We start from the raw sequence: 19,223 nt of genomic DNA, 5'->3' as shown, positions 1-19,223 counted from the left end.
TTTCCCCATGCCAATCCAGAACGGAGCCGAAATTACCTACAAGGGTGAGCGAGGCTGTATCGAGAAGATCATCGGCGATCTTGCGCAAGTCGATTTCGAGTACGCGCAGAATGTCACAATCCCGCTGAGCAAGCTGACTTGGGTCAGCGATGACTGCAATCTGGAATTCTGCCAACCCGGAAACGCCGACAACTAGCCATCGCCCGCCCATTCATCGTCGAAAATGCTCTCAATCGGTTCGCCGAATAGCCGCGCCAGCTTGAAAGCCAGTGGCAGCGATGGATCATACTTGCCGGTCTCGAGCGCGTTGACCGTCTGGCGAGAGACGTCGAGATGGTCGGCCAACGCCTGCTGGCTCCATCCTTTCTCGCCGCGAAGTTCGCGCAGCTGGTTCTTCATCGGACCTGCACCTGCTGAACCATCGACGCGACGCTGTGGGCCACAGCAGCGATGGGCAGCAACATGGTCATGTTGAGCGGTTCCATGACCCCGTAGATCTCGGCGACACCAAAGATCGCGCTGGCGAGCAACATGGCCAGGGTCGCAACGGCGGCAGCCCGCACTTGCATGCGTGCCAGCATCTCGTCGATCGAGCGGACATAGCGCACCACCTCATAACCATAGACCAGAAGGGGCAGGCAGGTCAGCGCGACCAGGGGCCAGGCCGAGATCGCGTCCCACCCATTGAGGGACGGGTTCAGCGTCTTGTCGATGGCGACCAGGATCGCGGTAAAGACGATCATCGCCACAAAGGTGCGCCAGAAATAACGGCGGGTCACCGAGCTCTGTTTCTCACTGACGCTCATGACCCGTCCCCGTCGCGGCCACCAAACAGCAAGGTGAGGATCCGGGCGATTGCCATCAGGCCCAGAATGAACACGGTGATGCCGGCAATCTTCATTTCGGTGGACAGGCCGCCGATGATCTCGCGCACCATGTCGAGGGACGGGCCGACCATTCCCGCAAGGAAGATCGTTGGCAGAAAAACCACCGCAAACAGGGCCAGGGAGACAAGGCTGGGCGTCTCGCCGGCATCTCCAAAATCCTTCATCCAGTCACGCATTGTCATCGGGGCCTCCTTCAGGTTTGTAAAGCGTACTTGACTATATGATGTAAAGTCAGCTTGTCGTCAAGTGTGCTTTACAACGCAGGCCGCTAAAAAGGGCGCCGCGGCTGGCCGGGCGCCCTCTTCAAGTCTTCTCTTCGGCGTCGGTCTATTCCGCCGGCTCGTCGACCTTGTTCGGCTGCTTCGTCACCCGCAGATAGGGCTTGATCTTGTTGTAGCCGGCCGGGAAGAGCTTGTCGGCTTCAGCGTCGGAGATCGATGGCACCACGATAACGTCGTCGCCATCGGCCCAATTGACCGGCGTGGCGACCTTGTAGCCATCGGTCAGCTGGAGGCTGTCGATCAGGCGCAGGACTTCGTTGAAGTTCCGGCCGGCGCTGGGCGGATAGGTAAAGGTGGCGCGGATCTTCTTGTTGGAGTCGATGATGTACACCGAGCGCACCGTCAGCTTGGGATCGGCATTGGGGTGGATCATCGAATAGAGTTCGGACACCTTGCGGTCAGTATCGGCGATGATCGGGAAATTCATGCGGACATTCTGGGTTTCCTCAATGTCCTTGATCCAGCCCTTGTGGTCCTCGACACTGTCGACCGACAGGGCAATGGCCTTGGCCCCGCGATTGGCGAATTCATCTTTCAACCGGGCAGTAAAGCCCAGCTCGGTCGTGCAGACCGGGGTATAGTCAGCCGGGTGAGAGAAAAAGATCACCCAGTCATCGCCGATCCAGTCGTGGAAACTGATCGGCCCTTCACTCGTCTCGGCTTGGAAATTCGGGGCGATATCACCCAACAACAGACCCATGATTTTCTCCTCGGTTCAAAACGCGATGAAACTGGCCTAGGAGTAGGTGCGCCTTGAGCGGGCAGAGTGCAACCCTCGGTCCGGTCGGCGCAATCAAATGTGAACCCGTCGACCCACGCTTCAACCCGCGGACACCATGACAACCACCCTGATCCTGATGCGACATGCCAAGGCGGTCGACCGCCTTGAAGCCGAGGACGACTTCCAGCGCGGGCTGACGCCGCGCGGGCGGAGCGACGCCGGCGATGTAGCGGATGCCCTGGCGGCACTCGACCTGAAGGCGGACATCGCCCTGGTTTCACCGGCCTGGCGAACCCGGCAAACCTTCGACCAGCTGCTGCCGCAGCTTGGATCGCCAACACTGGAAGATCCGATGGTGCTCTATCACGCATCCACTGACATGCTGGAGCGGGCCAGTCGCGAGGTGCTTGGCCCATCGAAGACCGTCCTGCTCGTTGGACACAACCCCGGCATTGGCGGTTTCGCCCACAAATTGGCCCAGCGGTGCGGTGCGACCCGCCAATTGCCGATGGGCTACCCCACGGCAACCGCCTGCGTGTTCGAATTGTCCGAAGCGGACTTGCTGCAACCCAGCTTCGTCCAGTGCATCAATCCGAAGCTGTAGCGTCGAGCGACTCGCCTTAAGGATGCAATTATGCTTTCCTGCCCGCATGAGAGGTGGCAGGAGGCCGGGCATGGCGCTGCTCGACAATGACATCCGGCATGTAGCCGCCGACCAGCCCCGGCCAAGACGGTCGGCCCGGCCCCGTGGCGGCCACGCCTTCAATCCCACACGCCGGGCGCGCCTGCCGGACAATCTTGCCACCCTGTGGGCGCACCAGGCTGCCTTCGGCCTGTCGGTCCGCAGACCGGATCTGAGTGCCTTCGGACCGACTTCGGGTCGCATGGGGCGCGCTGCCCTGATCGCCCTGGCCGGCCTGGCCCTGATGGCGATCACCGTGCCGACACTGACCCTGACGATTGCCAGCCTTGTCAGCTGCGCCCTGTTCACAGGCCTGATCGTCCTGCGTCTCGCTGCGGTGCTGGCGAAGCCGGCCTGGCTGGATGCGCCAGGCTGCGCCGATGGCGATCTGCCGACCGCGACCATCATGGTCGCCCTGTACCGCGAGGCTGCCGTCCTGCCTGACCTCGCCCGGGGTCTGGCATCGATCGACTACCCGACCGACCGTGTCGCATTCAAACTGGTCCTCGAGGCCGACGATACGGAAACCATCCATGTCGCCCGCCGGATGGCACTCGACCCTCGGTTCGAGATCATCATCGTGCCGCCCGGCAATCCGCGCACCAAGCCGCGCGCCCTCAACTATGCCCTGCGTTTGTGCCGCTCCGAGCTGGTCACCATTCATGATGCCGAGGACCGTCCGGACCCGTACCAACTGAGGCGAGCAGCGGAGGCCTTTCGGGTTGCCGATCAGAGACTGGCCTGCGTCCAGGCACCACTGAATTGGTATAATCGCGAGGAGACCTGGCTGACCCGCCAGTTCGCACTGGAATATGCCGCCCATTTCCACGCGCTATTGCCGCTCTATCAACGCCTCGGCTGGCCGCTGCCACTGGGTGGCACCAGCAATCATTTCCGGCGCGACGCCCTTGTACGGGTCGGCGGCTGGGATGCCTGGAATGTGACCGAAGATGCCGATCTCGGCCTTCGCCTGCACGCGGCCGGCTATCGCTGCGGCCTGATCGAGCCGAAGACCCTGGAAGAGGCACCGCTGCGACTGGTCCCATGGGTCAAGCAGCGGACCCGCTGGATCAAGGGCTACGCCCAGACGATCGGCGTGCTGGCGGTGCGCCGGGACACGCCCTGGCGACGGGTCTGGCCGGGCATGCTGGTGCTGGGCGGCGCAGTGGCCTCGGCGCTCCTGCATGCCCCGCTCAGCCTGGCCTGTCTGATCGCGCTCGCTACGAGGGCCGGACCCGAGGCCGCCAGCCTGCCCGCCCTCGCCTTCATGCTGGCCGGCTATGCCAGTGCCATCACTTGTGCGGCAGTTGCCATGCGCCGGGCCGGACTGCCGGTCCGCATCCGCGACCTGGCCGGGATGCCGGCCTATTGGCTGCTGCAGACACTTGCCGCAGCGCGGGCCTTGCGCCAACTCCTGACAGACCCACATCGGTGGGAGAAAACCGAGCACGGCGTCAGTGCGATGACGAGAAGCCCATGTATCTCTCCCTTGCCCCCACGCTCACCGGTCTTGCCCTCTGCCTCGGACTGTTTTTCATCGCCCGCTGGCGATCCGGACAACCGGTCCGACCCGAACGCGGCCCCCGCCTCATCCCCTGGACCCTGATCGCCATCATCTCAGCTGCAATGTGCGTGGCCTTGGTGGTGCACTTGGTAGAGCTGGCCGGCATGGACCCGGCAGCCTTCCGGCCGCGACGGATGTGAGGGATGGGTACGAGCTGAAAGGCCCTCATTCTGGTGGACCAGACCGGATGCCGGGACATCACTTCATCCCAGCTTGTGAGGTCAGGGTTCGGGTTCGCCCGCCGGATTGTAGGCGTTCAGAAATCGACCGACCGTCATCATGACCTCCAGCGGAGGCGACCGGCGGCGGCTTTGCCACCACCCCGGAAGTTTCATCACGGTAACAACGAAATGAGGCACGGCATTGTCTTCAAGTGCCTCTGCCATATCGTCCATGCGCTCCGAGAGGCCACGGCCCCCGGATGACTGAAGCTCGTTGGTATATATCAGCATCGGCGCCGTATCAGGATCAACGTGCTGCAGCGGTGAGATGGCCCGCAACCGGTCAGGGGCATAAGCATCATCGCCCCCGACCCGCTCGGCCCAGAATCGCTTCTGAATGTTAATGTTGCGGCGCCTTTCTTCACGCACGCGTTGCGTCATGTCGACAATGGGGTCGGATGCGATCACGCATCGAAACCGGTCCGGTGATCGCACACCGCCCATAAGCGCCGCATGGCCGCCAAGATCGCCTCCCATCAGACATACCCGGCCTGGATCCACAACGCCGTCGTCTATCACCTGATCGAGCGCATCGATCAGGTCCTGATACATGCCGCCGCCCAAGGCGCCGCGGCTGAGTTGGGCAAAGTCAGCGCCAAAACCGGCCGAGCCCCGATATTGCGGTTGCAGAACCGCGTAGCCCTGCGATGCGAGGAACTGCGCCCATACATCAAAACCGCCATGGTCCCGATACCCTGGTCCCTGATGGGCCAGGAGCACCAAGGGTAGGCCATCTGGCTCGCGGTTGTTCGGCGTCGTCAGATAGGCAAATTGGTCAAGCCCGTCCGACGTCGTGTAATCCACAGTCCGGACCGGATGAACGCGATCATCAGGCACACTTGAACGTACCGCCCCAAGCAGGGTGAGGTCGCCATTGTTGGCATCAAACAGGTGGTACTGACCCGCAGTCCCGCCCCCGTCCAGACGCACGACAATCATCTCGCCAGCGCGATCCCAACTCGTCAGGCTGACATCATGGTCCGGAAAACGGGCGGAGAGCGAGGCGTGGACAGCGCCCAGATCCCGGTCAAACCAGACCGTCTGCAAGCGGCGTTCAAACCATTGTACGCCGATGACTTCATTGGTCCGCCAATCGAGAATGAACTGATCAACGTCAGCGACGTCAGATTGAACCAGCGGACCTTCGATATTGCCCGTTTCCAGATCGAGGCGAAACACCGCCAGTCGCCGTCCCGGCCGTCGCCCCTCAGCGGTCCCATCGGTGCGGGAGGTGAAAAAAAGATACCGACCAGAACCACCGAGGCCGCCGACACGTTCGATCACGGGACTCATTTCATCCCAACGCCGGCCACCAAATCTCAGGACGTTCTCGACAGCGGGACGTTCAGAAAAGCGGCGGCTCCAGCCATTGTCACGGCTGCGTCGATGCGGTTCGCCCGACGCGCGTGCCCAAACCTCAGCCGTGTATCGCCGGCCCTCTGCGAAACGAACGCGCACAACCGGATCACCCGAAGCGTCCAGAACGTAGGTGTAGTCGCTGGGCCGCAGCACCTCGCGGACATCCTCGGCATCGTCCAGCGCGATGCTGCTCAAGCCGAACCCGACGCCTGATACTTGCCGATCCAGAAACCCGCTCGACCGCGCACTGAATGGATTGTTCCACACACGGACTCGACCATCGTCGTCGGCGGCAGCTATTGCCAGCCGTGAGTTCGTCGGCATGGTCGTAAACAATCGTGTTCGCACATCCAACACATAGGCGCTGACGACACTAAAAAACCGGCCCTCGTTACCGTGCTCGCCCAATTGAAGCCAAAGACGATTGTCGGAGAGGAACCGCAGGTGGGTCAGCCCCCCCGACCGCGTCGGCCGGACAATCAAGGGTTCGCTGTCATCGCCGATTGGCATCACCACGATGATCCGGTCGTGTCCCTCGCCCCTCCCGATATAGGCAATCCGCGTTCCGTCCGGCGAAACCTGAACATCAGAAATATCGTCCGAACCGGAATAATCAGCGGCTGTGAGGGGCGTGACTTCCTGTGCTGTGACCGGCATGCCGACAATGGCGAAGAGGCCGGCGACAAGCGCCGCGACACAATTATCAAACACGGTTTTCATACAGTCCCCCGACACCTTCTCAGGCCCTTGCGCCACTTTAACGAGTGACCTTGTGGAGGCAATGCTCAGCGCGGGGAGTTGCGGCTACGGGATCAATCGTCAGTTGAGAAGACTGGAGCGGGTGAAGGGAATCGAACCCTCGTCGTAAGCTTGGGAAGCTTCTGCTCTACCATTGAGCTACACCCGCCTGCTGTGCCGGGCCGTGAACAGGCAGCCACGCAGGCGGTATTTATAGGCACAGCCTGCGCCCGGCGAAAGAGCCGGGACGCAGGCGTTGTGACCGGATCAGTCCAGCGGACCGGGCGGATTGTGCTCTTCAACGAAACGGACAAGGTTTTCGTAGAGCAGACGCCGGTGTTCGTCGGTCATCTGAGCGGAATAGTGACGACCGCCCTCGATCGGGATGAACTCATAGGGCTTGCCGGCCTCTTCCATGGCCTCGACCATCAGTTCAGCCTGGCTGAAGGGCACGACGATATCGTCGGTGCCGTGAATGATCATCAGCGGAGCCTGGACCGATGCTGCCTGCCGGGCCGGCGAAACGGAGATGATGTGATCGCGATTGTCGCCGCGCCAGTCGCCGATATTGCGGGCCCAGTAAAGCTGCGACCCGCCGCCCATGCGATCCTGGGCATAATCCATCATGCCGAGGATGTCGGAGACGCCGGCCCCGGCCACGCCGCAACGATAGCGGTCCGGTGTCAGCGTCATTCCGGCGAGCGTTGCGTAACCGCCATAGGACCAGCCGAAAATGCAAACCCGGTCCGGATCGATGATGCCCTCGGCCGCGAGATGGTCGATCCCGTCATTGAGATCGGTCTGCATGCTCTGGCCCCAGTTTTCGTAACCGCGCTCGGCGAATTCGACCCCGAAACCACCGGAACCCCGGAACTGGGGCTGGAACACGGCATAGCCACGGGAGGCCAGCAATTGTGCCCACTCGTCAAAACGGTAGCTGTCCCGGGATTCCGGCCCGCCATGCGGCATCATGATCAAGGGCAGGTCACGCGCCTCGGTCTGCGCCGGGGTGGTGAGATAGCCGAACAGGTCGAGGCCGTCAGCGGCCTGATAGCGGACCACGGACACATCACCGACCAGCGCGTCAGGAATCCGCGAGCGCGAATTGCCCAGCATGGCGACATCGCCGGTCGAACGCGTCAGGAGATAATAAGCGCCCGCCGTGCCGCCGGCTTCAATATGGATCACCACCTTGTCGAACGCCCGGTCCCAACTGGTCAGACGCACATTGGAATCCGGGAAGAAGCCGGCCACCTGATTGTAGACTTCTGCAAATTCCGGCTCGAAATACTCGACCTGCCGGCGGCCATCATCCCAACTGACTCCGATAATGCCATTGGTCCGCCAATCCCGCAGCGTGCCCGTGATACTGGCAACATCAGACTGGACGACCGGCCCCTCGATCTGGCTGGTCTGAAGGTCAAAGCGGAAAAGCGCGCTGCGCCGCCCCGGCATCCGCCCTGTGGGTGTGCCATTTGTCTCGGAGAAGAAATAGGCATAGCGCCCCGTCGGATCGACACCCTGGACCCACTCGATGACGCCGAGCCAGTCGTGCCAGGTGCGTGCCGCGAAAGAGAATTCCCGCATCATCTGGTGGCGCTCGGTGTAGAGCCGCTCCCAGCTGCCGGTGCCACCATCAGAGCGGGCCCAGAACTCGTACGGATCGGAGGCGTCGCGCCCACCACGCTGGCGGATGACCGGTCGGTCATTCGGACCAAGGCTCATGTCGAAATCGCGGACACCTATTTCCACACGACTGCGGCCGGTGCGGCGGTCCAGATCCTGTTCAAACAGCCCATAACCGACACCGCCACGTACACGGGTCATCATCCCGCCGCCCGCACGTTGCGCCCGGACCCAGGTCAGGACAGTCTCCGGATTCTCCTCATTGATGCCGGCAAAAAACGTGTAGACCTCCAGCTCGATGGAGTTCTGGTCTTCGATGCGCATGATGTAGGGACGGCTGACATAGAAATCGTCACCCATGCCCCACCAATTGCCGCGGTCTGTGTATTCCAGCCAGAGATGGGTATCGGATGCGAAGCGGGCAACCGAGATGGCCTGGTCGTCACCGGCATCGATAACCAGTGGCGGTTCGCTACCGTCCAGCGTGTAGACGACAATGGCCCGCTCTTCCCAGCTTTGCCCGCTGATGAAAACCAGCTTCTCGCCATTCGGTGACAGGCGGACGCCGCTCATGTCCGGGAGTGCAAGGAAATCCTCGACCTCGAGAGCCGGAATGTCTTGCGGCTGAATGGCTTCAGACTCAAATGCGAAAACGGCGGACGCCAGCCCCGCAACGACACAACCCAAACCAAATCGCATGAAAACCCCCGAAACAGAGCGCCCTCCCCGGGGCGCAATTTACTCAACCTGTAATTTCAAGCAGAGCCGGGCAGTATTATCAAACAAAAAAGGGAGCGGGCCCGAAAGTCCGGACCCGCTCCCAATCATTTCACCGTATTCCGGTCGCTTTAGCGCGGATCCGGCGGATTGTGCTCGAACAGGAAACGCTCGAGCGCGGTATAGAGCTCCCGCGAGTTGTCCACAGTCATCCGGTAGGACTGGTGCGGACCATCCTGGATGGCGACCAGCTCATAAGGCTTGCCGGCCGCTTCCATCGCCGCGGCCATCAGCTCGGCCTGTTCGAAGGGAACGATCAGGTCGTCGGTGCCGTGGATGATCATCATCGGAGCCTGGACGTCGCTGGCATTCAGCGCCGGCGAGATGCGCGTGATGTACTCGGTCTCGCTGCGCCAGTCGCCGATATACTCGGCCCAGTAGGTGACCGATGCACCGCGGAAACGACCCGTCTCGTACTCCATCATTTCGAACACGTCCGAGACCGGCGCGCCGGCGATCGTGCAGCGATAGAGTTCCGGCGTCAGGGTTGCGCCGGCCAGGGCCGCATAGCCGCCATAGGACCAGCCAAACAGGCAGACCCGATCGCGCGCAGCCACACCGGTTTCAACCAGGTGGAGAACAGCGTCGGAAACATCATCCTGCATGGTGCGGCCCCATTCGCCATGGGCCATGGTGATGAAGTTGCGACCGAAACCGTCCGAGCCACGGAATTGCGGCTGGAACACGGCATAGCCGCGCGCCGCCAGGAATTGTGCCCAGGGGTCAAAGCCGTAATTGTCCCGGGCCTGCGGGCCACCATGAGGCATCATGACCAAGGGCAGGTCGCTGGCTTCACGCCCCGGAGGGGTGGTGAGATAGCCAAACAGCTCCAGACCGTCACGTGCGGTGTAGTGCACCACCTCGACCGGTGCGATGGCTTCGTCCGGAATGCGGCTGTAGGCCCCGGACAGGAAGGCCATCTGGCCGGTATTGCGATCCAGCAGATAATAGCTGCGGCTGGTCTGCCCGCCGCTGATGCTGATCACGACCTTGGTGAAACCCTCGTCCCAGCTTGTGATCGAGACATTCGAATCCGGGAAATAGCCTTCGAGCTGGGTCTGGATATTGGCAAAGGTCTCGTCGAAATACTCGACATGCTGACGCTCTTCGGCCCAGCGAACACCGATGACCGCATTCGTCCGCCAATCACGGATGAAACCGCCGACATCGGCCAGGTCCGACTGAACCACAGGTCCTTCGATCTCATTGGTCTGGAAATTGAAGCGGAAGACTGCGGACCGGTCATTGTTCACGCGTGAGCTGAAATAGCCGTACTGACCGGTGGCATCCAGACCGGCCATATTGGTCATGCGACCGACCCAGCTGTCTGACCGGCGAGCCCCGAAACGGAAGCGCTCCCGCGTCAGGTTTTCTGCATACACACGCTCCCAGCCACTGTCGTCGAGATTGGACCAGAGCTCGAACTCGCCATCATCAAAGGCATAGCGGACCACCGGCTCATTGTTGGCGTTGAGGAGATAGTTGAAGCCACCATCACCGATAAAGACACGGCGGCGGGCGCGGTCACGGGTGAATTCCTGCCGAAAAAGACCAACTGCGCGCTCGACGGAATCGCCGCCGGTGCGCGAGCCGCGATTGTCTTGCAGGACCGGCAACCAGACCAGCATGCTGTCCGGATCGGACATGTCGCGGTTGGCCATCGCGGCGTCAATCGCCAGCTCCCAGTTTCCGCTGCCATCGGCCCGCACCACATAGGTCCGGAACACATCGGCGCGCTCACCAGCGCCCGCCAGGTCGCGGCGCTCTGAATAGGTCACCAGCAGGTTTTCGTCATTTGCCCAGGTGACAGACGCGAGAACCTGGTCATCGCCGCCATCGATCACGAACGGCGCACCGCCGGTAAGCGAGTAAATGACGATCGAGCGTTCGGCCCGGCTCTCGCCGGAGATGAAAACGAGTTTCTCGCCATTCGGTGAAATGCTGACAGACGACATGTTCGCCATGGCGGCGTAGTCGTCGATCGACGGCACCGGCGGCTGTGCGTGGGCGGCCCCAACCGCCATGCACAACATCATAAACAGGCCTGATAATCTGACCATGAACCCCTCCCTAAATAAAAGCCCACAAAAGGGTAAGCTACCCGTAAGATTTAGTCTCGGTTCGCGACAATCAAGAAGAAATCCCAGAAAGGCCGGTTATTCGCTGGCGAAGAACTTCGACAGCTTCAGGCCCTGGGCCTGATAGTTCGATGCGACCTGGCCATAGACCGTATGCGGTACATCCAACATCGGCTCATACACCAGCCGGGCAATCGGCTGGCCGTGTTCGAGGAGAAACGGGACATCGCGGCCCCGCACTTCCAGCACCGCGCGCGCGCCCGTGCCACCGGCTTCGGTGGTTCCAAAACCCGGATCGAAGAAGCCGGCATAATGAGCGCGGAATTCACCAATCTCCGTGGCGATCGGCGCCATTTCAGCCGCTTCATCGCACCCGATCGTGACCGCTTCGCGCGAAGCCAGGATATAGAACTCGCCAGGATCGAGGACCAGACGGCGGTCGGGGGCCGTCAGGGGTTCCCAGTACCGGCCGGCCGCATGGCCGCCGATCCGGGACAGGTCAACAAGGCCGGAATGGCGGCGAGCGCGATAGCCGACAATCCCGTCACCAAAACCGGCCAGATCGACGCTGACAGTGACCTCGCGCAGGGCCTTGTGCGCTCCCTGGCGAAAGCGCACCTGGCTCAGCCGGTCGCCTTCACGGGCGAGGATCGAGAATGTACAGGGCGAGATCTCGGCATAGAGCGGACCTTCATAGCCCACCGGGGCCTGGTCGAAGGCGACGCCGTGATCGGTGATGACCCGCGTGAACACATCGATCCGCCCGGTCGAACTCTTGGGGTTCATCGCGGCACTCAAGCCGGCCGGCAGTTTCAGGCCTTCCTGAAGCGGTGCCAGATAGACACAGCCGGTTTCCAGCACCGCACCGGCGGTCAGATCGACCGTGTGCATGACCAGATCATCATCCAGGCGCTCGGCGACCGTCCGCCCCGGACCCGGCAGGAAGCTGGCGCGAAGGCGCCAGGCCTTGCTGCCCAGACGCAGATCAATGCTGGCCGGCTGGACCTGCCCGTCGGCCAGTGGCGCCGCGGTCGTCAGGATGCCGCGCCCGGCCAGGGCGGCAAGATGATGGTCGGGAAGAATTCCGGTATCGGCCATGGATCACGATCAGCATGTGTTGGGAGGCGCAGATGTCCAACATCCCGCGCCCCCTGTCCAGCCGTGCTGACCGTGGGGGTTGAGCCGCGTAGCGCGCAGGTTGATGATAGCTGGCTATATCAAGGGTCGGACACGCATGGTGCGGGCCGGCCACAGGGGCGCTCCATGTATGAGCACGAAAGCTGCGGCGTGCGGATCAGTGTCAGTCCTGACTATCTGGAAGACGAGAGCACGCCGGAAGAAGGCCGCTTTGTCTGGGCCTATACGATCGAGATCGAGAACACCGGGAAACAGCCTGTACAGCTGATCGCCCGCAAATGGATGATCACCGACGCCAATGGGCGCACCGAGCATGTGCAAGGCATGGGCGTGATCGGCGAGCAGCCGGTGATCGAGCCAGGAGGCCGCTTCCGCTACACATCCGGCGCGCCTCTCCCGACGCCGTCAGGTTTCATGAGCGGCAGTTACGAAATGCGACGCGGCGATGGTGAAAGTTTCGCGGCAACCATTCCCGATTTCTCGCTGGATCGGCCGTCCGACCGTTTGTGGCTGCACTGATCCGATGACCGCCCACCGATGATCACTCGCTCCCAGGAAGACATGCGCCCGTGACCCAGGCCCTGCGGCAAGTCCTGTTCATGATCGGCATGATGGTGACGGTATTGGCGGTGACAATGCTGGCCCCGGCTGTGGTCGATTTCGCCTCGGGCCAGCAGGAGAGCGCGACAGCCTTCATCCTGTCCTCCATCATCGGTGTCTTCGTGGGTGGTGCGGTGACTTTGAGCACACGCGGACCGGTCGGCGACATGCCGGCGCGCGGCGCTTTCGTGCTGATCGTGGGTGCCTGGCTGGGACTGGCCCTGTGTGCGGCGCTGCCGCTGCGACTATCCGGTCAGGGACTGGACTGGACGGATGCCATCTTCGAGTCGATTTCCGGCCTGACCACAACCGGCGCCACGGTGATCACGGGGCTCGACATGCGACCGCCGGGTCTATTGCTCTGGCGCGCCATCCTGCAATGGATCGGCGGCATCGGCATCATCGTCACCGCCATGGCATTCTGGCCGATGCTGGGCATTGGCGGAATGCAGTTATTCCAGCTGGAAACCGGCGACACTTCCGAGAAGGTCCTGCCGCGCGCGACCCAGATTGCTGCCGGCATCGCGGCCATCTACCTGGCCCTGACCATCGTCTGCTTCCTCGCCTATGTCGGCACCGGCATGGCGTGGCTGCCGGCCCTTTGCCATTCCATGTCGACGGTTTCGACCGGTGGCTTTTCGACGTCCGACAACTCGATGGGCGAATATGTGCATCTCGGCTCAGACATGATCACCGTCGTGTTCATGATCCTCGCCTCCTTGCCTTTCGGCCTGTTCCTGCTGGCCTCGCGGGGAAAATTCAGTGGCTTGTACAAGGACTCCCAGGTGCGGGGTTTCCTGCTGGTCGTCGCCGTGGCGACGCTGGGCCTGACCGCATTGATCATGGCGCAGGACCTGCCTGCGGGAGACGTAGCGGCCTGGCGTCATGCCAGTTTCAACGCCATTTCAATCATCACGGGGACCGGTTTTGCCACAACCGATTACGGGCAATGGGGGCCACTGGCACAGGCCGGTTTCTTCGTCTTCATGTTCATCGGTGGCTGCGCCGGATCGACCACCTGCTCCGTAAAGATCTTCCGTTACCAGATCGCCGGAACCGCCATGCGCCGCTATCTCGCTCGCCTGCTGAGACCGAACGCCATCATCCCGATGCACTATAACGGCCGACCGGTATCAGAGAGCATCCTGCACTCGGTTTTGGGGTTCTTTTTTGTCTTCTTCGCCGTTTACGCCGCTTCGGCCTCGATACTTTCGGCAATGGGGCTTGATCTGGTAACGGCGCTGTCGGGCGCGGCGGCCACGTTGACCAATGTCGGACCGGGGCTTGGATCGATTATCGGCCCGGCGGGCACGTTCGAGCCCCTGTCGGATCCGGTGAAATGGGTGCTGACCGCCAACATGTTCATCGGGCGGCTGGAAGTCCTCGCCGTCCTGATCCTGCTGAGCCCGCGCTTCTGGCGACCCTAGGCGGCTGCCGTGACCACCTGGTTGCGGCCAGCGTCCTTGGCCTTGTAGAGCGCCTGGTCGGCGCGCTTGAACAAGCTTGCGAGCGTGGGCTGACCTCCCGAAACTTCGACCAGTCCGGCAGAAATTGTTACTGAAACTTCCCGTCCGTCGAGCACGAAGGGCCTGTCCGCAACAGCCTGGCGGATGCGGTCGGCAATGTCATGGACACTGGCCTCCGGTCGCGCATGGATCAGCGCGACAAACTCTTCGCCACCGAGCCGGGCCACATGATCCGTGTCACGAATGGCGGCCTGAAGGACCGTTGCCACGTGCTGGAGCACAGCATCGCCTACATCATGACCGTGTCCATCATTGACCTGTTTGAAGTGGTCAATGTCAAAGACGACGAGGGCGGCCTGCTGCTCGCCCGAAGGCGCCATTTCGAAGTGGTCATTGACCAAGGCCTCGAATGCCCGCCGGTTGGGAAGCCCGGTGAGATGATCCGTCAGCGCGGCGCGGCGCAGAACCGAGGCCGAACGACTGGCCGAAAGCAGGACAAAGCCGAAAACAAGATTGGTCTCCACCACCAGCAGCGATAGCAGACCCATGGCGACCAACTGACTGGGCGCCAGAATGCTCGGCATTTCCGGGGTCAGCAGCAGCACGCCGCCGCACGTCACCGTCAGACTGCCAACGAAATAGTAAATCGTGTAGCGCAGGAGGCGAACGCCCGGCTGACCATCCCGGCGGCCGATTATCGACAGATAGCCCAGCATCAAGAGATTTGATGCGATCACCACTGAGCCGAAAATGCCAAACCGCACAGCGGCATTGTCGATCACCCAGGTGAAAGCCGGGAATCCCAGCACGACAATCGCGGCCATGCCAACCAATTGCCATTTCGGCACTCTTTTCCCCGCGAAACGGGCAACCCCCTCCAGCATGATCAGGAAACCGCCGGCCGCAAGAATATCGCCCAACACGATGCCCAATACGTCAGGAAGCACGTCGCGCAGGGTGATCAGACCCAAACCGATACCGTGCGCTGCGGTGCCGGCCAGCCACCACCGGGGTCCGTTGCTATTGCGCTGGATGGCGGCATTGGCGGCGTGGATGAACACGCCGGCCAGAATGACCGGAACCAGGCCTAGGATAAGTGTTTTGGTATCCATGTCGCGTGGATCTCGCCGGGTCTGTTGAACCGCGATTGTCCGGCGCAGGCATTACCGGAGGGTTGCGACCGGGCAACCGATTATGATGCAACGCAACAAAATCACCGGCCAGCGACGGTCAGGAATGCGGCCTTGCGACCTCGTCCGGCGTAAATCGCCAGTCACGGTTACAGTACTCACAGGTCATGACGATAGCACCGTCCGCTTCCATCGCAGACCGGTCGTCAGCCGGGAAGGAGGCGATGATCCGGCGCAGGCGTTCGCGCTCGCACGAGCAACGCTTGATCACCGGCGTCGGCTCCATCAAGCGGACACCGTCTTCATTGTAGAGCCGATAGAGAAGCGCCCCGGCGGACAGGTCGGGGTCCAGCAGTTCGCCATCCTCGACAGTTTCGAACAGGGCCCGGGCGTGATCCCAGTCTTCCTCGGCCGATCCGCGCGCATCATCGCCTGCGACCGATTGCAGGAGGGCACCGCCGCCGCGCCATTGGCGGGCCTCATCGCCGGTCCAGATCTCGCCGATCGCGCAGCGAAGACGCGTCGGTGTCTGCTCGGACTGGCGGAAATAGGTCTCGGCAACTTCGCTCAGCGAAGCCCCTTCCAGAGCCACCACGCCCTGATACTGGTCCATATCCGGCCCGTGATCGATGGTCATGGCGAAGGAGCCGCGCCCGAGCAGGGTCGACATCATCGCCTCCGGGGCGATTCCGGCGTCCAGCGCCGCATCCACCGCATCGCGATCCATCGAGGCAAAGCCGCGCACGCCTTCGCCGGTGACATATTCCGCCACCAGGAAACGCACAGGACCATCGCCCTGGGCCTGCACGATCAGGCGACCATCGAATTTCAGCGCGTCACCGACCAGGGTCGTGACCAGGACGGCCTCGCCCAGCAGTCGCGCCACCGGCTCGGGATAATCATGCGCCGACAGGATCTCGTCGAGCACCGAGCCGATCCGGGTGACCCGCCCACGCACGGTCCGGCCTTCAATCTGAAAGCCGGCAACAATATTGTCGTGTTCTCCGAGCGGGTCACTCACGGTCGTCATCCTTGTCTTTGCAGGCTGCAGGACGCGTCAGGCTGTGGCTTCAAGCGCGCCGAGCGCTTCGTCGAGAACCGCCACGGCCTCACTGGCATCGTCCTTGGTAATCACCAGGGGCGGCGCCAGACGCGAGACATTGTCACCGGCGGCGCCGATCAGCAGATGGCGATCGCGGGCCAGGCCTGCAAGCTTTTTGGGGTCAAAACCCGGTTTCAGCTTCATGCCGATCAACAGGCCCTTGCCGCGCACTTCCTCGACCTTGTCGGCGTGGCGGTCCATCAGACCGTGAAGTTGCTGGGTCAGATAGTTGGAAACTTCGACCACCTGGTCGAGGAAACCGTCTGATGTCAGCTCGTCAAACACCACATTGCCGACCGCCATTGCCAGCGGTCCGCCGCCATAGGTCGAGCCATGTGTGCCGACGACCATGCCTTTGGCCGCTGCTTCCGTAGCCAGGCAGGCGCCCATCGGGAAACCACCGCCAATGCCCTTGGCCGCCGCCATGATATCGGGCTCGGCACCGTCGACCCACTGGTGGGCGAACAGTTTGCCGGTGCGACCGGCACCGGACTGGACCTCATCATAGATCAACATCAGGCCGTGCTCGTCGCAGAGCTGGCGCAGGCCGCGCAGGAAGCTGTCTTCGGGAGCGCGGACACCGCCCTCGCCTTGGACCGGCTCGACGCAGATCGCGGCGGTTTCGTCGCTGATCACAGCCTTGACGGCTTCCAGGTCACCAAATTCAACTTGGTCGAAACCTTCCATCGCCGGGCCAAAGCCCTCGAGATATTTCGGATTGCCGCCGGCATTGATCGCGCCATAGGTGCGGCCGTGGAAGGCGCCGGTGAAGGTGATGATGCGATAGCGCTGCGGATTGCCGTTCACATAGTGATAGCGGCGCGCGGTCTTGAGCGCGCATTCCATCGCTTCGGCACCGGAATTGGTGAAGAAGACACGGTCGGCGAAGGTCGCCTTGGTCAGTTTCTCGGCCAGTTCGACGCCGGCCGGGACCTTGAACATGTTGGACAGGTGCCACAGCTTGCCGGCCTGCTCGTTGAGCGCGGCCACGGCCTTGGGATGGGCATGGCCCAGGCAATTCACCGCAATGCCCGAAATAAAGTCCAGATACCCGTCACCGCTTGCCGTGAACAGGCGCGGTCCCTTGCCGTGATCAAAGACCAGATCCGGCGGGGCGTAGGTATCCATCATCGGTGCGGGCATGTTCATATCCTCCTGGAGTGCCTGAACGGCATGGCTGACCCGGTCTCGGCGCGGGCCTTTCTTCTCCTCTAGGCCGGGCCGATCAGCTCTTCAAGCGCCAGCCTGCATGCAACAACGCATAGCTGAGAATACCGAGCGCAAGGTTGATCAGCGCGAGCAGGATCACCCCGATCATCAGACTGCCGTCGGCATGACCTGTGAATCCATAGCGAAAGCCGTCAATCATGTAGAAGAAGGGGTTGAAATGACTGATGGTTGCCAGCGGTCCGGGCAGGTTGGTGATCGAGTAGAATGTGCCCGACAGGAAGGTCAGCGGGGTGATCACGAACGTGGTAACCGCGGCCATGTGATCGAATTTCTCGGCCCACAGACCGCCGATCACGCCGATCATTGCCAGCATCGCCGCAGCGCTCAGCCCGAAATAGAGCACCGCCCACCAATGCTCCGGCATCATGTTCATGAAGGGGATCAGCGTTACCGCGGTGACCACCGCGACCAGCACGCCGCGGGTCATGGCGCCGGCGACGAAGGCGATGAACAATTCCAGAGCCGACAGTGGCGGCATCAGGAAGTCGACCGTATTGCCCTGCACCTTGGAAACGAGGATTGACGACCCCGAATTGGCAAAGGCGTTGTTCAGCAATCCCATCAGGATCAGGCCGGGTGCCAGGAATTCAGCGAAGGGAATACCGCCGACATCGCCCCGCCGTGCCCCGATCGCGACCGTGAAAACGGTCATGTAAAGCAGCGTCGTTGCGACCGGCGCGAGCACCGTCTGCATGCCGACCTTGAGGAATCGCCTGACTTCTTTCTTGTACAGCGTCCAAAGCCCCAAGGTATTGAAATACCCGAACTTCTTGGGCTGTGGAAAATCAGTTAAGTGAGCGTTACTCATATCGAATTACCCTTAATTTCCCGGTAACCATCTTCGTTAACGATTGGTCGTGCAAGTGAGCTTTCCACAGGTATGACCATAACCCCATCTTGTGGCGGTGGCTCCTGCGGCTACAATATCTGGTGTAATTAAACATGCATTGAGCAATGCGCGGTTTACCATCATCAAGGTAAGCAAGCGCATCCCAGACGGGAGACGAGGGCAATGGCTTGGACTGACGAACGCGTAGAAGAACTCAAGAAACTCTGGTCGGAAGGCCTGAGCGCGAGTCAGATTGCGAAACAGCTCGGTGGTGTGACCCGCAATGCCGTCATTGGCAAGGTTCACCGCCTGGGTTTGTCAGGTCGTGCGACACCCTCGCGTCCGGCCCGCCGGGCCACAAAGCCCTCCCGTCCGCGCACTACAACGGCTTCCACCGCGCCGGCGGCACGCACTGTTGCGCGCCCCTCCCCCTCAGCGCCCCCGGCTGCAACGCCGGCGCCGGTGGAGCCAGCCGTTCTTCCCTCCGGTGAATTTGCCACCGTGCTGACGCTTCGCGAAAGCATGTGCAAATGGCCGATCGGCGATCCGTCCCAGTCTGAATTCCGTTTCTGCGGTCGCAAGGCCGATACGGGCCAGGCGTATTGCAACGCGCATTCCGACATGGCCTACCAGCCGAGCCAGAAACGCCGCCGTCGCACATCGGACGCCAACGCCGCGCTTGACGCCATCGCCGCCACGCGCCGCTTCAATTTCTGACCCGACCCCTCACCCAGGTACCGGGACAGACAATGGCCGCCTCGTTCTCGAGGCGGCCGTTTTTTTTGCTTCAAGCTC

At 61.9% G+C, this 19,223-nt stretch carries 18 protein-coding genes and 1 tRNA gene; 6 read left to right on the top strand and 13 right to left on the bottom strand.

Annotation, left to right across the window (positions count from 1 at the left end):
- Nucleotides 1-7 precede the first annotated feature (7 nt).
- Nucleotides 8-196, top strand: coding sequence for a hypothetical protein (locus tag MMAR10_RS02595; RefSeq protein WP_041636711.1), 189 nt, complete (start codon nucleotides 8-10; stop codon nucleotides 194-196).
- On the opposite strand, the gene MMAR10_RS02590 is transcribed toward MMAR10_RS02595, so the two are convergent.
- From MMAR10_RS02590 to MMAR10_RS02575, 4 genes are all read right to left on the bottom strand, one after another.
- Nucleotides 193-399 (bottom strand): helix-turn-helix transcriptional regulator, encoded by a 207-nt coding sequence (locus MMAR10_RS02590; RefSeq protein WP_011642441.1) that lies wholly within the window; start codon nucleotides 397-399, stop codon nucleotides 193-195. The genes MMAR10_RS02595 and MMAR10_RS02590 overlap by 4 nt on opposite strands.
- Nucleotides 396-806 carry a hypothetical protein gene (locus MMAR10_RS02585; protein WP_011642440.1) on the bottom strand — a complete coding sequence of 137 codons (411 nt, stop codon included), beginning with the start codon at nucleotides 804-806 and terminating at the stop codon, nucleotides 396-398. Before MMAR10_RS02585 ends, MMAR10_RS02590 begins: the two co-directional genes overlap by 4 nt.
- Nucleotides 803-1,069 carry a hypothetical protein gene (locus tag MMAR10_RS02580; RefSeq protein ID WP_011642439.1) on the bottom strand — a complete coding sequence of 89 codons (267 nt, stop codon included), beginning with the start codon at nucleotides 1,067-1,069 and terminating at the stop codon, nucleotides 803-805. The genes MMAR10_RS02585 and MMAR10_RS02580 overlap by 4 nt, the downstream gene beginning before the upstream one ends.
- Nucleotides 1,070-1,214: 145 nt before the next feature.
- A complete protein-coding gene (locus tag MMAR10_RS02575; RefSeq protein WP_011642438.1) occupies nucleotides 1,215-1,868 on the bottom strand; it encodes a peroxiredoxin in 654 nt (217 codons plus the stop codon).
- A 136-nt stretch (nucleotides 1,869-2,004) separates the two neighbouring features.
- Between MMAR10_RS02575 and MMAR10_RS02570 the strand changes: the two genes are divergently transcribed.
- Both MMAR10_RS02570 and MMAR10_RS02565 read left to right on the top strand, forming a co-directional pair.
- Nucleotides 2,005-2,493: a SixA phosphatase family protein gene (locus tag MMAR10_RS02570; protein WP_011642437.1), complete on the top strand. Its 489-nt coding sequence runs from the start codon at nucleotides 2,005-2,007 to the stop codon at nucleotides 2,491-2,493.
- Between the two features lie 70 nt (nucleotides 2,494-2,563).
- A complete protein-coding gene (locus MMAR10_RS02565; RefSeq protein ID WP_011642436.1) occupies nucleotides 2,564-4,177 on the top strand; it encodes a glycosyltransferase family 2 protein in 1,614 nt (537 codons plus the stop codon).
- Nucleotides 4,178-4,356: 179 nt separating this feature from the next.
- Here the strand turns inward: MMAR10_RS02565 and MMAR10_RS15950 are convergent, their stop codons facing one another.
- From MMAR10_RS15950 to MMAR10_RS02540, 5 genes are all read right to left on the bottom strand, one after another.
- Nucleotides 4,357-6,435 (bottom strand): alpha/beta hydrolase family protein, encoded by a 2,079-nt coding sequence (locus MMAR10_RS15950; protein WP_011642435.1) that lies wholly within the window; start codon nucleotides 6,433-6,435, stop codon nucleotides 4,357-4,359.
- Nucleotides 6,436-6,548: 113 nt separating this feature from the next.
- Nucleotides 6,549-6,622: transfer RNA gene (locus MMAR10_RS02555), tRNA-Gly, on the bottom strand.
- Nucleotides 6,623-6,720: 98 nt separating this feature from the next.
- Nucleotides 6,721-8,778, bottom strand: coding sequence for an alpha/beta hydrolase family protein (locus MMAR10_RS15945; protein ID WP_011642434.1), 2,058 nt, complete (start codon nucleotides 8,776-8,778; stop codon nucleotides 6,721-6,723).
- Between the two features lie 149 nt (nucleotides 8,779-8,927).
- Nucleotides 8,928-10,916, bottom strand: a complete 1,989-nt coding sequence (locus MMAR10_RS15940; protein ID WP_011642433.1) for an alpha/beta hydrolase family protein — start codon at nucleotides 10,914-10,916, stop codon at nucleotides 8,928-8,930.
- Between the two features lie 96 nt (nucleotides 10,917-11,012).
- Complete coding sequence (locus MMAR10_RS02540; protein ID WP_011642432.1) at nucleotides 11,013-12,032, bottom strand: 2'-deoxycytidine 5'-triphosphate deaminase; 1,020 nt, start codon at nucleotides 12,030-12,032, stop codon at nucleotides 11,013-11,015.
- A gap of 165 nt (nucleotides 12,033-12,197) precedes the next feature.
- Here MMAR10_RS02540 and apaG point away from each other — a divergent pair, with 165 nt between their 5' ends.
- Both apaG and MMAR10_RS02530 read left to right on the top strand, forming a co-directional pair.
- Nucleotides 12,198-12,590 (top strand): Co2+/Mg2+ efflux protein ApaG, encoded by a 393-nt coding sequence (gene apaG, locus MMAR10_RS02535; protein ID WP_011642431.1) that lies wholly within the window; start codon nucleotides 12,198-12,200, stop codon nucleotides 12,588-12,590.
- A gap of 50 nt (nucleotides 12,591-12,640) precedes the next feature.
- The gene (locus tag MMAR10_RS02530) at nucleotides 12,641-14,098 is read left to right on the top strand and encodes a TrkH family potassium uptake protein (protein WP_011642430.1); all 1,458 of its coding nucleotides are present in this window, start codon (nucleotides 12,641-12,643) and stop codon (nucleotides 14,096-14,098) included.
- Here the strand turns inward: MMAR10_RS02530 and MMAR10_RS15935 are convergent.
- From MMAR10_RS15935 to MMAR10_RS02505, 4 genes are all read right to left on the bottom strand, one after another.
- The gene (locus MMAR10_RS15935) at nucleotides 14,095-15,249 is read right to left on the bottom strand and encodes a GGDEF domain-containing protein (protein WP_011642429.1); all 1,155 of its coding nucleotides are present in this window, start codon (nucleotides 15,247-15,249) and stop codon (nucleotides 14,095-14,097) included. The two genes, MMAR10_RS02530 and MMAR10_RS15935, sit on opposite strands and share 4 nt — an antisense overlap.
- 118 nt (nucleotides 15,250-15,367) lie before the next feature.
- Nucleotides 15,368-16,297: an Hsp33 family molecular chaperone gene (locus MMAR10_RS02515; protein ID WP_011642428.1), complete on the bottom strand. Its 930-nt coding sequence runs from the start codon at nucleotides 16,295-16,297 to the stop codon at nucleotides 15,368-15,370.
- 27 nt (nucleotides 16,298-16,324) lie between these two features.
- Nucleotides 16,325-17,512, bottom strand: coding sequence for an aspartate aminotransferase family protein (locus MMAR10_RS02510; protein WP_011642427.1), 1,188 nt, complete (start codon nucleotides 17,510-17,512; stop codon nucleotides 16,325-16,327).
- 82 nt (nucleotides 17,513-17,594) lie between these two features.
- Nucleotides 17,595-18,407 carry an ABC transporter permease gene (locus tag MMAR10_RS02505; protein ID WP_011642426.1) on the bottom strand — a complete coding sequence of 271 codons (813 nt, stop codon included), beginning with the start codon at nucleotides 18,405-18,407 and terminating at the stop codon, nucleotides 17,595-17,597.
- Between the two features lie 204 nt (nucleotides 18,408-18,611).
- On the opposite strand from MMAR10_RS02505, the gene MMAR10_RS02500 reads away from it, so the two are divergent.
- Complete coding sequence (locus MMAR10_RS02500) at nucleotides 18,612-19,145, top strand: GcrA family cell cycle regulator (protein WP_011642425.1); 534 nt, start codon at nucleotides 18,612-18,614, stop codon at nucleotides 19,143-19,145.
- Nucleotides 19,146-19,223 lie beyond the last annotated feature (78 nt).

The sequence above is a fragment of the Maricaulis maris MCS10 genome (assembly GCF_000014745.1).
In the GTDB taxonomy this organism is placed as follows: Bacteria; Pseudomonadota; Alphaproteobacteria; order Caulobacterales; family Maricaulaceae; genus Maricaulis; species Maricaulis maris_A.
Note: the sequence above shows the minus strand (reverse complement) of the source record. Positions and strands in the feature narration are given on the sequence as shown.